This is a genomic window from Singulisphaera rosea, assembly GCF_054877945.1.
The window spans coordinates 271,554-285,996 of record NZ_JBTYIP020000006.1 but is presented as its reverse complement, the minus strand read 5'-3'; the positions used below and the strand labels follow the sequence as shown (position 1 = coordinate 285,996).

General features: G+C 67.1%; 8 protein-coding genes. 3 read left to right on the top strand and 5 right to left on the bottom strand.

The window, feature by feature from the left end:
- Positions 1 to 28: 28 nt before the first annotated feature.
- Positions 29 to 418 carry a hypothetical protein gene (locus ACYOEI_RS14040; protein ID WP_462850128.1) on the top strand — a complete coding sequence of 130 codons (390 nt, stop codon included), beginning with the start codon at positions 29 to 31 and terminating at the stop codon, positions 416 to 418.
- A gap of 39 nt (positions 419 to 457) precedes the next feature.
- On the opposite strand, the gene ACYOEI_RS14035 is transcribed toward ACYOEI_RS14040, so the two are convergent.
- Positions 458 to 3,364 (bottom strand): tetratricopeptide repeat protein, encoded by a 2,907-nt coding sequence (locus ACYOEI_RS14035; RefSeq protein ID WP_462850127.1) that lies wholly within the window; start codon positions 3,362 to 3,364, stop codon positions 458 to 460.
- Positions 3,365 to 3,589: 225 nt separating this feature from the next.
- Between ACYOEI_RS14035 and ACYOEI_RS14030 the strand changes: the two genes are divergently transcribed.
- Both ACYOEI_RS14030 and ACYOEI_RS14025 read left to right on the top strand, forming a co-directional pair.
- Complete coding sequence (locus ACYOEI_RS14030; protein WP_462850126.1) at positions 3,590 to 3,997, top strand: (2Fe-2S) ferredoxin domain-containing protein; 408 nt, start codon at positions 3,590 to 3,592, stop codon at positions 3,995 to 3,997.
- Between the two features lie 186 nt (positions 3,998 to 4,183).
- Positions 4,184 to 5,908, top strand: a complete 1,725-nt coding sequence (locus tag ACYOEI_RS14025; protein WP_462850125.1) for an SMP-30/gluconolactonase/LRE family protein — start codon at positions 4,184 to 4,186, stop codon at positions 5,906 to 5,908.
- 292 nt (positions 5,909 to 6,200) lie between these two features.
- On the opposite strand, the gene ACYOEI_RS14020 is transcribed toward ACYOEI_RS14025, so the two are convergent.
- The 4 genes from ACYOEI_RS14020 to ACYOEI_RS14005 all read right to left on the bottom strand — a co-directional run bounded on the left by ACYOEI_RS14020 (position 6,201) and on the right by ACYOEI_RS14005 (position 14,302).
- The gene (locus tag ACYOEI_RS14020; RefSeq protein WP_462850124.1) at positions 6,201 to 7,868 is read right to left on the bottom strand and encodes a tRNA wybutosine-synthesizing protein 4 beta-propeller domain-containing protein; all 1,668 of its coding nucleotides are present in this window, start codon (positions 7,866 to 7,868) and stop codon (positions 6,201 to 6,203) included.
- A 48-nt stretch (positions 7,869 to 7,916) separates the two neighbouring features.
- Complete coding sequence (locus tag ACYOEI_RS14015) at positions 7,917 to 8,171, bottom strand: hypothetical protein (RefSeq protein WP_462850123.1); 255 nt, start codon at positions 8,169 to 8,171, stop codon at positions 7,917 to 7,919.
- A gap of 26 nt (positions 8,172 to 8,197) precedes the next feature.
- On the bottom strand, positions 8,198 to 9,316 hold the full coding sequence (locus ACYOEI_RS14010; RefSeq protein ID WP_462850122.1) for a DUF1559 family PulG-like putative transporter: 1,119 nt from the start codon (positions 9,314 to 9,316) through the stop codon (positions 8,198 to 8,200).
- 900 nt (positions 9,317 to 10,216) lie between these two features.
- Positions 10,217 to 14,302, bottom strand: a complete 4,086-nt coding sequence (locus ACYOEI_RS14005) for a WD40 repeat domain-containing protein (protein ID WP_462850121.1) — start codon at positions 14,300 to 14,302, stop codon at positions 10,217 to 10,219.
- Positions 14,303 to 14,443: the final 141 nt, after the last annotated feature.

The following is a 14,443-nucleotide window of genomic DNA, read 5'->3' as shown; positions in this document are numbered from 1 at the left end:
AGCCATGCCTCGGGTTACGTCCCACGTCATGACATTTGTACTGATCGGCTCCATACTCGCCATAGCGATTGGGGGCCGATCGACGAGCCCTGCCACCGCGCAAGAATTGGCGGATAAGCAGCTTGCCGAGATGGAGGGGGAGTGGGAGATAACCTACACGAATGCCGCCGTGCGGACCTATAGGATCGACAAGGACGGGGTCGTGAGGTTCTCGGAGGAAGGCCTGAAGGGGCGGATCCAGCGGAAGTCCGAGGCATTGATCCTGGGATTCGAGGAGGACGAGAGAGTCGAACGGTTGACGATGGGGATGGATGGACGGCTCTTCATCGAGCATTTCGCCGAGGAGGTCGAACTGGTCGAGACGAAGGCCACGATCATGGGGATCGGGATCCGTCAGAAGTCGCCGAAAGCCGACTGACTCGGAGTCTCCTCGGCACGCGAAGGGGTCGGCGCCGCTTCAGGGTAGCGGGGCAAGCGCGGACATCCTCAAGCTCTGCCGGGCGATCGCCCTGATCCATTCGTCAGCGGCCGGTTCCGCGTTGCATCGTCGCAGGTAAGGCCGGCCGATCTCGGGCTTGTCGTGGAGCACGAGGAAGCGTCCCACGAAGAATTCGAGGTCTCCCCGAGACTTAGGTGCGAGCCTGTCGAGTTGCTTGTCGAGGAAGGCCTGGTCCAGCGGCTCTCCTTGCCCCCCATCGGCCAGCCATCGGCGGAGGACCCGGCAGACTTGGGCCGTTCGGGGAGCCTGGCCCTGATACTTGGTCCAGATCGTCTCGAGCAGTTCGTCACGTCGCCTCGGCTCGTCCATCTCGTCGGCGATGAGGGCAAGGTGCAGGATGGTCGAAGATTCGACCGGGTTTTCCGCGCCGAGCCTGGTCAGGGCCCCTTGGGCTTTCCTGAGCGAGCCGGTGGACCAGTAGAAATAGGCGGCCGACTTCGGGTCGACGACATCACGGCGGCCCTCGATCTCGGCCAGGGACCGCTCGGCCTGCACTCGGGCGGACTTCACGTCTCCATGGCCGGTCCGGAGACACGAGCGGTACCAGTCGGCCCATGCCCCCGGATGGTGTTCGGAGCTGCGGCGGAGCCAGAGCTCGGCCCGGGGCCAGTCTTCCATCCCCTCGGCACATTGGGCAGCGCACGTCATCGCCCAAGGCGCCCAGGATCCCGCGGCAGTCTCGGCATACGGCAGGGCATCCGCCCAACGCTTCTGCCGCATGAACTCCTCTGCAATCTTCACTCGGATCGAGGCATGGTCGTGGCCACGGTCTTCGACCTTCTCCAGGAACTCGTCGAGGGTCGCCTTCCAGCGGCCCTGTTCGCCCCTCGCCCGATAGTTGTTGGCGAGCATGAGGTAGCCCCAGGAGTCGGGGCATCGTGCGATGTACCGCATGAGGATATTGCGGGCCTCGTCGAGCTCTTTTGTGGCCGTGTAATGCGTCGCCAGCGCGGCGAGTAGCATCGGTGCGTCGTCCACGATCTTGCGCCACTCGGGGACTCGATCCTTGACCCCGTCCCAGTCCTCCTCGACCAGCGAGGCCATCGCGAACGACGAGCGAGGATCGACCTCCAGCAGGTTTTTCGCGACAGTCGCCTCGTTGCTTCCCCTCTCAAGCTCGAGGGCGAGGTCTCGAGCCACCGAGTCGGCGTGGGAGGTGGCAAAGCCCCGGAGGTCGCTCGCGTTCGGGACATGAAGGTCTTCCATCCGTCGAATCATGGGCCTCGCCGTGGCCTCGAGGTTGGTCCGATCGAGCCGACCGACGAAATCGGTCAGCGAGGGGATGACATCGACATGGGGCCGGACGAAAACTTCGAGGAACGGAAGGTTGGGATGCCGTTCGACGGACCGGCGGGCGGTCGCCCAGTACGTGCCGACCGGCCCCCCCAACGTGTCGTGCAGGAAGGAGAGTCGGCGATAGACCTGGACGAAGCGCGTCTCGCGGATCACGTGGGCGAGGACTCCCCAGGAGAGCTCGCGAGGGTCCACGTCCGGCGCCCCCGCGCGGGCGAGCGCCTCGACGACCGGGACCTCGCCCGCCTGGAGTTCAAGGGCCCCGCGGACCTTCGGCGGGAGGTCGGGCAACGCGCCGAGCGCATTCGGGAAGCGCAGCGCGAGGGTCTCGGGACCGTGCGTGGTCGCGGAGTGGAGATTGGCCAAACCGCCGGCGCGGCACAAGGCGTCATGAGCCCGGTAGCACTCGGCGTCGAGTGCCACGACGTCGCTGGCCGCATCAAGGGCGATGACGCACTGGGCCGGGAACTCCACGGCCATCAGTCGGAGCAGCGCCGCGAGCTTCACGTGAGGGCCTTGATCGGCCTTCAAACGATCCAAACGCCCCCCGAGGAAGGCCTCGATAACTTCGACCCAGTCGGGAGCCTTCACGTTTGGATCCAAGGCCAATGCCCGCCTCGACGCCTCGTCCAGGTCGGCCCTGGCGAGCGTCGGGAGCCCCAGGAGGGCCTCAACGAAGGCTCGATGCCAGAGGCCCATGGGGTCATCCGGCCGACGGGCCACGAGCCGCTGGGCGTACAGCAAGGCCCTCGCCTTGAGAGCCTTGTGGGCCGGGTGCCATTGGAATTCGGAGAGGACGCCGAGCTGGGCGTAGCCTCGCGCCAGCGCACCGAGCCGCGCCGGCGACTCGCCATCCGCTCGGATCGCCGCGTGAAGTGCCCGGAGGGCCGCCACGTGCTCGACGAAGCCGAGCGTGCCCAGGTGCGTCTCGACGCCCTCCGGAAGCCCCGCCTCCGCCCGTAACGTGTTCCGCGCCCCCTCGAGCCCCAGGGCCTTCAAGGCGTCGGGGAATTCCGTGCGAGAAAGCGACTCGACGAGCACCGCGAACTTCGCCAAGTTCCCGGGCGTCCCTCGAGCATCAGGCCCCATATCGCGGTCCAGGAGCGTCGGTGCCTTCTCGTCCGCGCTCCGACGAATCCAGAGTCGTCCTTCGTCCTCGCGGAAGTCGGTGATGAGTTCGGCAATCTTCCCGTCAATCGGAGCCGGAGCGGTCTCGCCGAGGACCTCGTCTCGCGTCGAAAGTCCGAGCTCGTCACGCGCGGCGACCAGGACCGCCTGACGCGTGAGTTCTCGAAGGAGTAGCCCCTGGACGCTGCCGAGGGTCTCGTCGTGGATGGCCGTGCCGGTCGGTTTTCCCAGCGCGACGACGGCCCGCTCCCCGACGCGAACGACGACCACGCTTGTGCGTTGCGCCCCCTTGCTCGGCTCGCGGACGCCCGACTTCGGGACTTCGGGGGGCTCCGCCCGACCTTCCCGGGTGAGCCCCAGGCTCTCGAGCCCAACCCAAATCACGAGGACCACCGCCGCCCCGCGGCACCGATCACCCAGGCCTTTCGGCTCGATGGACGCCATGACGAGTCCCTCAGCGAGAGCAACCGGGCCGGAGGACGTACCGTACGTATCTTTGCGGAGCTCGCCGCTCCTCGAATCCTACGCGAAGCGGCCACCCCGGCGGCAAAGGCGTGGAGGCGAAGACCGGATTCCGAGGGTCGATTCGCCAAGCACCCCGGCTCTTGGTAAGATCGTATCATCTCATAGGTTGGGACCGACACATCCAATTCGACCGAGGGGGTTCGGGTGGGCGACGGAGCGAAGCAGGCGCACGCGAGGGCCGTCGAGAAGGCGGAATCGTGCGGGATCTCGACGACCGGCCAAGGGGGATATTCCCGACACGTCCTGCTTTGCACCGGGAAGAGCTGTTGCGACGGCGAGGACCACCGCGAGACCGCGAAGCTGCTCAAGAAGCTCCTCAAGAGGCTCGAGAAGGACGGCGTCTCCGCCGTCTACCGCACCGAGGTCGAATGCCTCAAGGTCTGCCGGAGTGGGCCTCTCCTCGTCGTCTATCCCGACGGGACCTGGTATCACTCGGTCACGCCCAAGGTCCTGCATCGGATCGTCGACGAGCACATCATCGGTGGGAAAGTCGTCGAGGACTATGCCTTCGCCCAGAACCCGATGACGGGGCACCGGCCGCTCGGGTCGTGACGCGGCTCAAGGCGACTCCGTACGTCCGAGGACGGTCCGCAGATTACACAATAAATCTTTCATTTTTACATACTAACATAATTCAAAATTCCCCTCTCTGGGGTCCTCCTGTCGGGCACCGGGCACCTCGGCTAGAATTCGCCGGTCGTGGTTCGGAAGTGACCTTTCCCGTTGAGGATCCCGCCGATGCATCGAGCTGCATCCCGCTACCTTGCGCTCTCCTGCGTGCTCTTCGCCATCTGGCCCGCCCGTCCGATACGCGCAGACGACGCGACGAAGGGCGAAGTGATCAAGTATTCCTTCGACAAGAGCAAGATCTTCCCCGGGACGGTCCGTGACTACTGGGTCTACGTGCCCAAGCAATACGACCCGGCCAAACCGGCGTGCGTCTACGTGAACCAGGACGGGATCCAGTATGACGCGCCCGCCGTCTTCGATCGGCTGATCGATTCGAAGGAGATCCCGGTCGTCATCGGAGTGTTCGTCATGCACGGTCGCGTGAAGGCCTCCTCCGGCGAGGCGCTCGACCGGTTCAACCGGAGCTTCGAATACGACGGCCTCGGCGACAACTACGCGCGTTTCCTCCTCGAAGAACTCCTGCCCGAGGTCGAGACGAAGACGACCTCCGATGGCCGGGCGATCCGGCTCTCGAAGAAAGGCGACGATCGTTGCATCGCCGGCGCGAGCAGCGGCGCGATCTGCGCCTTTACCGCGGCCTGGGAGCGTCCCGACGACTTCCGCCGGGTCTTCAGCGCAATCGGCACCTACGTCGGGCTCCGCGGGGGGAACGTCTATCCGACGCTCGTGCGCAAGTTCGAGCCGAAGCCGATCCGGATCTTCCTCGAGGACGGGAGCGCCGACCAGAACATCTTCGGCGGCGACTGGTGGATGGCGAACCAGGAGATGGAGCGGGCCCTCGTCTTCGCCGGCTACGAAGTCGAGCACGCGTGGGGCACCGGCGGCCACGACGCCAAGCACGCGACGGAGGTCTTCCCCGAAGCGATCCGTTGGCTCTGGAAAGATTGGCCAGCTTCCGTGAACGCAGGCCCGGGATCGAAGCAGTTGCAGGACGTCGTCCTGCCCGGCGAAGGCTGGACGCTCGTCGGCGAGGGCTACACGTTCACCGAAGGGCCTGCGGCGAACGCGAAGGGTGAGGTCTTCTTCAACGACATCCCGAAGAGCAAGACCTACAAGGTCGACCTCGACGGCAAGGTGACCGTCTACATCGAGGATTCGAAGAACGCGAACGGCCAGGCATTCGGGACCGACGGCCAGCTCTACGCCGTCGCGACCGGGACACGACAAGTACTGGCCTACGACGCCGAAGGAAAGACCAGCGTCGTCGCCGACGGCTTCCGGGGCAATGACTTGGTCGTCCGCCACGACGGCGGCATCTACGTCACCAACCCCGCCGGCAACGGCAACGACGTCAGCAAGGTCTGGTACATCAGCCCCGAGGGCAAGTCGAAGGTCGTCGACACGGGCCTGAAGTTCACCAATGGCGTCACCCTCTCCCCCGACCAGTCCCTCCTGTACGTTGCCGACTTCCGGTCCCATTGGGTCTACAGTTACCGGATCCAGCCCGATGGCTCCCTCGCGGCGAAGCAGCAATACCACCACCTGCACGTCCGCGACACCGACGACGACAGCGGCGCGGACGGCATCCGCGTCGACCGCGACGGCCGACTCTACGTCGCGACGCGCATGGGCATCCAAATTTGCGACGCAGCCGGGCGAGTGAACATCATCATGCCTACACCGAATGGCAAAGTCTCGAACGTCTGCTTCGGCGGCCCCGAATTCGACACGCTCTTCGCCACCTGCAACGACCGCGTTTACAAGCGGAAGCTGAAGGTCAAGGGGGTCAACGCCTACCAGGCGCCGGTCAAGCCGGCCCCGCCGAGGCTCTGATCGAGTCCCTCTTCGCCGAAGTCCGCCTCGCTCAATCCCGTCACAATGGTTGGATTATCACCACAAAGGGACAAAGAACTCCTGGAAAGAGTCGGAGAGATCCGCAATCTCAAGACCCTCTTCATTTGTTCTTTGGTGCCTTTGTGGCAACAAGCTCGCGTCGATGGTCGAGGAGGAGACCTTTTCACGTCGATCGACCACCGGCAGGGCCGGTGGTCGACGAGGGGGGGGGAAGGTTGGTTAGGGAAGTGGGGCCGGAGTTTCAGGCCAAACTCCGGCCCTGGGGGTTGGCTCATTCGCCGCCGGCGGCGACTTCGACCTTGGTCGACGGCAGGGTCACGGCCTCGATGACCGGGGTCTGCTTGCCCTTGGCGTTCCCGCCGACGGCAAGGAGGGTGTGGTCGGGGCCGGGGAGAATGCGATGGGTGATCCGGGGCGAGGCCCAGGCGCCGATCGGCTCCCAGGCGGTGCCGGCCGCGTCGAGTCGGAAGATCCGGCCGGCGCTGCCGCTGTAGTAGAGGCGGCCGTCGACGCCGAAGGCCGAGGTGCCGAAGCCGTCGTTCTTGCCCTGGCCGGGGAGGTCGGGACCGGTCTTCCAGGTCTTCGTCGCGACGTCATACACATCAACGCGACGCTCGACCTTGAAGGTGCTGCTGAGCCCGCCGAGGACGTAGACCTTGCCACCCGCCTCGCCCACCGACAGGGCCCGGCGCTTGAACGGCTGCTCGATGGTCGTCCAACCGGCTTCGGGCTTCGCCAGGTCGAAGACGACGGCGTCGTTCAGGTAGGTCGATTCCTCTTCGCCCCCCGTCATCGTCCAGCCGCCGAGTGCGTAGACCTTCCCGTCGAAGTAGACCGCGTCGTGGGTCGATCGGGGCACGGGCAGCGGGGCGAGGTCGGTCCAGGTCTTCGTCTCGGGGTCGAATCGGGCGAAGTCACCGACGGAGTGGAGGTCGTGATCTTCCTCGGGCTTGTTCTTCGCCGACATCCCGCCAACGCGATAGGCGTACTTGCCGTCGGAGACAAGGGCCACACCCTGGACGTCCTTGCTCATGGGCAGGTCTTCCCAGGTGGTGCGATCCTTGAGGTTCAGGCGGCGGAAGTGCTTGGAGGTCGTCTCGACGCTGTACTTGTGCGTCCGGCCGATGTGGCCGCTGTAGACGTACAGCCAGTCGCCAAGCACCGCGCCGCCGAAGCTGTTCACGGCCGGCTCGGGCATCGTCGCGAACGAGGCTGCCGCCGAAGAGCTGGCGTCCTTGGCCTTCGCGTCCGAGGGCAGATAGGTCAGCGTGGCGTAGTAGCGAGTCTCGGCGAACGGCTTGCCGTCCGCTTCGCCGGCCTTGGGCTCGACCCAGTTGGCCCAGAGGGACGTCTTGCCCTCGGCCACGCCTTCGATCTCGGCGAGGCCCTGGTCGTCGGCCGTCAATTCCTTGGCGTCGCCCCCTTCGGGGTAGGCCTTGATCCGCGCCTTCGCGACGGGCTTGCCGTCGAAGAGGACCTGGATGGCCGACCTTCCGTCCTTGGTGATCAGGCGGACGCGGAGCTTATCGCCCAGCTCCTTGTCAGCGGCGGCGGCGGCCGCGGTCTGGGATCGGGCGGTGTAGTAGAGGCGGTAGACCTTGCCGTCACGTCCCGTCTTCACGCCGAGGTCGCGGGCGGCGTCGACGGTCGCGGGGAGCTTGCCGACCCACTGGGCGTCGACCGTCTCCTCGCCGAGGGACACCGGGAGGGCCTGGCCATCGACGGACGGCTTGACCCCCTTGACGACCTTGAGGAACTGCGGGCCCCCGGGGACGGGAGTCTCGTTCAGGAAGGTCTCGACCTTCGCGGCGCCCTTGGGCGACTCCGCGGGGGTCACGGTGATCCAGAGGAAGTGGGCCGATGCCGTCTGCGGGACGAAGAGCACGGCCGCCGAAAGGGCGGCCCAGAGCGGGCGCCGGGTGCGTTTCAGGGACGACATCGAGGCTCCTTGAGTGTCGAGGGAGATCATTTGAGGTCCGCGGGGGAATTAGCCTTCGTTGGGCATCGCCTTGTTGCGGCGATGGGCCTTGGCTTCCTGCGCTTGTCGAAGTTTCAGCAGCGTCTCCGACTCGGCGAAGGCCTTCTTCGCCTCCGGCGAGTCGGGGTGGACGATCGGGGACCCGCCATCGGGGTGCGCGAGCTCGGTATTGCACCCCAACCCGGGGACGACGGCGGCGAGGGCGACCGTGATCGCCGCGGCCCAGAGCGTGGGCCGCGGCTTCAGACGGCGGAGGGGGCTCATCGGACACTTCCTCCATTCACCTCGGATCAATAGCTGTCCGCCGACAGGACCTCGCCGCCGGCCATCGTCGAGAGGCCCATGTAGACGGGCATCGAGACCGAGTCCTTGATGCCCCGGACGCTGCCGTCGGCGAAGACCGCGTTGATCAGGCTCGGGTGGCTCGAGCGGAAGTTCGGGAGCTGCTGGCCGGCCGCGGGGGCGGCCACGCCCGGGGCGGCGTCGAAGACGTCGGTGATCGAGTCGAAGCCGCAGTCGTTCGGGCGGTAGGGGTAGCCTGCCTGGTCGACGGTCCGGGCCACGAGGCCGCCGATGATCCGCTTGTCGGTGCCCCAGGTTCGCGAGCGGCCGTAAGCCATGAACATAATATTGTCATAATAGACCGTCGCCGTCGGGGCGGCCGCCAGGCCGGGGCTCAGGGGGACGCAGACCCGGCTGGCACCGCCGCCGATCGCCCGCAGCTTGTTGCGGGCGTTGCCGCCGGCCGACTCGGCCATGAGGAACGTGTTGCTCGTCCCGTCGGTGATCGACGCGATGGTCGTCGACGTGTTGAACCCGATCGGGCCGAGGAGGTTCGTCTCGCCGTAGCCGGGGATGACGTAGCGGTTCGCCCCGCCGTTGAACAGGTAGTCGGTCACCGCGACCCGGCCCGCGTCGAGGGTGTACGCCGCCGCCCCCGAGCCGACCGTCGAGCCGACTTCGCCCTTGGCCCGGTTCGAGGGGCAGAGGAAGACGCCGAACTGCAAGGTGAAGCCGGTGCTGTTGCCGGGCAAGGTCCAGCCGTAGTACAGCGTCCCGCCCGCGTTCTGGTTCAGGCTGAAGTTGAACGTGTTGTACGCCGCGGTCTGCTCGATGAACGGCAGCATGAAACTGTATCCTGTGTAATTCATGTACACGTTATACAGTCCGCCTTGCGAGCCGGGCGGGAAGGTCCCGGTGGCGTCGTGGTAGCCCTGGAGTGCAAGGCCCAGTTGCTTCATGTTGTTGGTGCACTGGATCCGCCTGGCGGCCTCGCGGGCGGCCTGGACGGCGGGCAACAGCAGGGCGATCAACACGGCGATGATCGCGATGACGACCAACAGTTCGATCAGCGTAAAACCGCGGCGTGAGCGGGCGAGGGAGGGGGAAAGGGAGGGAATCGACAGCATGGGGGTGTCCACCTGCAAGGGAACCGTGCGACCGGCCCGGACCATAGGGCGCGTTCGCGCCTTCATTTCGAAAAACCATCACTGCGAAGACGCCAGGACGGGCCGGCCCGCGCGAACGGGCCATCTCCCGGGGACTCCTTTCCGGGGACGACCGACGTCCTTTCTGTCCTATTTTCACTTCAAGAGACGTCACACGACGACGTCCCCGGGGCGCCGACGCCCCTCAGGCGTCGCGCGAGACCGTGCCGGACGCCCAGGCCAGGGGCCTCCGGCCTCGGAGTCCTGACCTCGGGCCGACAATGCCCTTCGGGGCGCGGACCGACGCCATGCCGGCGCACGGGGAGGTCATGTTCTGCGGTCGACGACACCGCGACGTCGTCGAGGCCTCGGGCGGCCGAATGGGCGATCGAGAAGGACCGGACGTCCAGGACATGGGTGACGGTCTCGGGGCGAGCCTACCGCCTTGCCAACGGGACCAGCGTCAGCAGGGCCGGAATTGATGGGACTGAGATTCAGTCTCAACAAGGACAAAAGTTAAGGCACCGCATTTCGGTTGTCAAGTGGTTCGCATTCTCGATTTGGAGGGAAAAGACGTCGATGCCGTCGTGATGTGACCGGATTTCCCGAACGAGGCCGCAATGGTCGCGGGTTTGAGCGATTCTCGCATGCGTTGCGGACGTCGGAGGAGAACGGGGACTGGCTCGCCGGACGAGTCAGGCCCGGGGCTTCATGGATCGACATCGAGGCCGGGTGCTTGTCCCCACTTTCCGGGCCGTCGCCGTCCGCTACGGCAAAACCGGGGACAGGTACCTGCGCTTCGCTGCGGAGACAGCCCCGGTTTCACCTCCGCCCTCGTTCCATCAACGTGTTTCGCAAAATACCATTATTACATGAGCCGCTTTAAGGGTTGGCGACCTTGGGCACGTCCCAGACCTTGACGGTCGTGTCGCGGCTGGCGGTGGCGATCATCTTGCCGTCGGCGGAGAAAGCCACCCACTCGATGGCGTCGACGTGTCCTCGAAGGGTGGCCGAGGCGTGGCCGGTGCGCGCGTCCCAGAGCGTCAGGACGCCCGCGAGGTCGCCGGTGGCCAGGGTCGTCGAGTCGGGGGAGAAGGCGAGGCCGAGGGCCGTGCCTGCCTGGTCGTGGAGCGTGGTCCGGACGCGACGGCTGGTCAGGTCCCAAATCATGAGGTCGGTGCCGGCGGAGGCGGCCGCAAGGACCTGGCCATCGGGGGAGAAGGCAAGACGAGTCACGCCCCCCTGCGGGACGGAAAGCACCCCGATTTCCTTGGCCGAGGCGACGTCCCAAAGTCGGACGATCCCCCCTTCCTTGAACGGGGCGACCGAGTTCGACTCCACCGAGCCGCCGCCTGTCGCGAACGTGGCACCGTCGGGGGAAACTCGGATCGCGGTCATGCGCCCCGGATGGGTGAACGTCGCCCGAGCCTTGGCGGTCCCCATGTCCCAGAGCGAGACCAGTCCCGAGGCGTTGGCCGCGACGAGGGTCGTGCTGTCGGGCGTGAATCCGACGAGGTCGACGTTCTCTTTTCGACCGGATGTGAACGGGCGCTCCTTGTAGGTTTCCGTCTCCCAGAGCTTGATCGGACCCGCGTGCCCGGACGTCGCGAGGGTCTTGCCATCGGGCGAGTAGGCCAGGGTCACGACTTCGCCCGATGAGCCCAAGAGCGTGGCACGCTCCTCACCCTTGGCGAGATCCCAGACCTTCGTCTCGGCCAAGGAGACGGGTACGGCCGCCTCCGGCGCAGGGGCGGGCTCTCCGACGGGTGGGACGGCCTTCGGCGCCGGGGCTGCGGGCACAACGACGGCGGCCGGAGCGGGGGCGGGGGCCGGGGCCGGAGCCTGTGCAGGAGGCTTGGGCGCGGGCTTCAAGCCGGTTGCCAGGGTCGTGCCGTCGGGGGTGAGGGACAACGACCGGAGTGCTTGCTCGGGACCTCCCAGCGCAAGGCGTTCTCGACCGTTGTGCACGTCCCAGACCTTGACGAGCCCGTCCTCGGAGCGGGTGACGAGGCTCCGCCCGTCGGCCGTGAACAGGGCCAGCTTGACCGACTCGACGTGCCCTCGGAGCGTGGCGCGAGCCTGGTCCTTGCCCGATTCGGCAATCTCACGGACGACCGGACTGCCGGGCGACACGTCCCAGGTCGAGATCCCCAGGCTCCCTCCGGTAACTAGCAACTTGCCGTCGGGGGTAAAGAGGAGGCTCGAGAACGAATTCCCCATCGTCGCCAGGTCCTTCGGCAACTCGAGCAAGGCGCGTGGCCGACCCTCGGCGACGTCCCAGAAGCGGACGATCGGCACACCCTCCGAGGCGGAGGCGAGGGTCTTCCCGTCGGGCGAGAACGCCAGGTCGGAGATGGGCTTCAAGGCCCCGCGCAGGACGGCTCGCTCGCGACGCTCGGCGACGTCCCACAAGCGGAGCGTCCTATCGAGGCTCCCGGTCGCCACGACCTTGCCGTCGGGGGAGAAGGCGACGAGGGAAACCTTCCGGGTGTGCCCACCCAAGGTCTTGAGGGGTTTGCGCGTCGCCGCATCCCAGAAGGTGACCGTCCGGTTGAGCCCGCCGGTCGCAAGGGTCTTGCCGTCGGGGGAGACCGCCATCGCCAGGAATTGATTGAGCGGGACCTTCTCGGAGCGGGGTTTGTCCACGTCTCGCTTGATGAGATCGTAGGCGAAGAGCGAGTTGCCCCCGATGAACAGGAACCGCGAGTCGGGCGAGAAGGCCGCGGCCGACTGGGGGCTCCCGTCCCCTTGCATGAACGGGAGCCTTTGGCCGGTGGCCGGATCCCACAACGCGAGGGCTCCCGCCGCGTCCGACTGGGCGTCCGCCCCCCCGGTGTTGAAGACCGTCGCAAGGGTCTTACCATCGGACGCGAACGCGAGCCACGTCAGCCGCGACTGTGGGATCTGGAACGACCTCCGCTCGCGACCGTTGGCGAAATCCCAGAGCTTGACCACCCCTTCCGTCGAGGCCGACGCGAGCGTGCTGCCGTCGGGCGAGAGGGCGAGTTTGTTGACCGGGGCTTCGTGGGCCATGAACTTCATCGGCGCGAGCTCTCGGGGGAGATCCCAGATCCTGAGCTCGCGATCGAGGCCGCCGGAGGCGAGGACTTTGCCGTCCTTCGAGATCCCGAGCGCCACGACAGGCGCGAGGTGGGCACGCGGGATCATCGCCTGCAAGAAGAACTCGCCCGCGTCCCAGCGCCGAATCGCGTGGTCGTCGCCGGTGATGAGCGAACGGCCGTCGGGCGTGAAAGCCAGGGCGTGGACCGTCCCGAAAGTGCCCGAGAGCGGAGGCCGCTCCGCGCCGTCGACGAGGTCCCAGAGCCGAGCGCTCCCGTCCCGGCTCCCCGAGGCGAGGGCTTTGCCGTCGGGGGAGACGGCGAGCGCGACGACCGACTGCCGATGCCGTTCCAGGCTCCGCTTGACCTTGCGCGTGTCGACGTCCCAGACCTTGATCGTCCAGTCGTCCGAGCCGGAGACCAAGGTCTTGCCGTCGGGGGTGAAGGCGACGCAGGTGACGGCGCTCGTGTGCCTCGCCAGCGACGCGACATCCACGCGTTTGGCGACGTCCCAGACGACGACGCTCGCATCCTGGCTGCCCGAGGCCAACCACCGGCCGTCGCTCGAGAAGGCGAGACACGTCACGGCCCCGACGTGCCCCGGAAGCGCCGCGAGCTCCTGATCCGTCTTCGCGTCCCGGAGCCTGACGACGCGGTCGTCACCCCCATAAGCGAGGATCGAGCCGTCGGGAGAGTACGCCAGGGCCCGGACCTTGCCCGAATGCCCCGAGAGCGAGCGGGTCCGCTCTCGAGTTGCCACGTCCCAGATCAAAACCTCGGGGCCTGCCGCGGTGGCCACGGTCGTGCCGTCGGGCGAGACAGCGAGTGCCTCCACCGGCTCGAGATGGGTCAGGATCGAGGCTTCGGAGTCGGCGACCGTCTTCCCTTCGAGGACGGCCCGGGTCGCGCCATCGGCCACGTTCCAGATCCGCGCCGAGCGATCGGCGGCCCCCGACGCCAGGCTCGTCCCGTCGGGCGAGAACGCGACCGACCAAATGGTGCCGAGGTGGCCGCGAAGTTGCCTGCGGAGTTGCCCGTTCGTCGGGTCGAGGAGGCTGACGGCGGCCGGGACGGGCCTTGTCGCCCTGGCCGTCGAGTTCGAAGCCGCCAGGGTCTTTCCGTCGGGCGAGAACGCCAGGGCAAGCACGTCGCCCCCGAGCTTCATCGTCATGACGGTCCGGCCCGAGGCAGGCTCCCAGATCTGGATCGTCTGGCTCGTCCCCCCCACCGCGATCGTCTTGCCGTCCGGCGCGAACGCGAGGCACCAGGCGTTCGGCGGCTGGACCTTCAGGCTCGACGTCTCCTTCCCCGTGCCCAGATCCCAGGCCTTCACCTCGGCCCCGTTCGCGGTCGCGAGCGACTTCCCGTCCGGCGAGAAGGCGAGCGCGCGGACGGTCGAGGAGTGCCCTTGCAAGGTCCGCGAGGTCGCTCGGGTCGCCACGTCCCAGAGTCGGACCGCCGTGTCCGCCCCGGCCGTCGCGAGCGTCTTCCCGTCCGGTGCGAAGGCGAGCGTCACCACCTCGCCCGCATGCCCCTCCAGCGTGGCGACCAGTGCGCCATCCTCGACCCGCCAGAGTCGGACGGCCCGGTCCATACCGCCGCTCGCGAGTGTCTTCCCATCGGGTGCAAACGCCAGGCAGACGACCCGCTCTCGGTGACCCGCGAGTTGGGCCCGAACGCGGCCGGACGCGGGTTCCCAGAGCTTCACGAGGCCGTCGCCGCCGGCCGTGGCCAGGGTCTTCCCGTCGGGCGAGAACGCCACCGCGAAGACGTCGGCCGAGTGGCCACTCCCCTGCCCCGCCTGCGCGCCCCCGGCCCCCGATACGAGGACCAGCGCCAGGGCCGCAACACGAATCGCAAGAGATCGCCGAAGGGAGCCCTTCTCGGCCAACTGCCACGGTGGTCGCATCGACATGACTCCTTCCCGCAAGCCAAGGTGCCGCCCTTGTCGGTCGGGGTGAGGAGGCACCCCGCACTCCATGCAAGAACCCGGCTTCGACGGATGCGAAGCCGGGTTCGGGTGGGTTTTCTTTCCGGACGCGGACCGGGC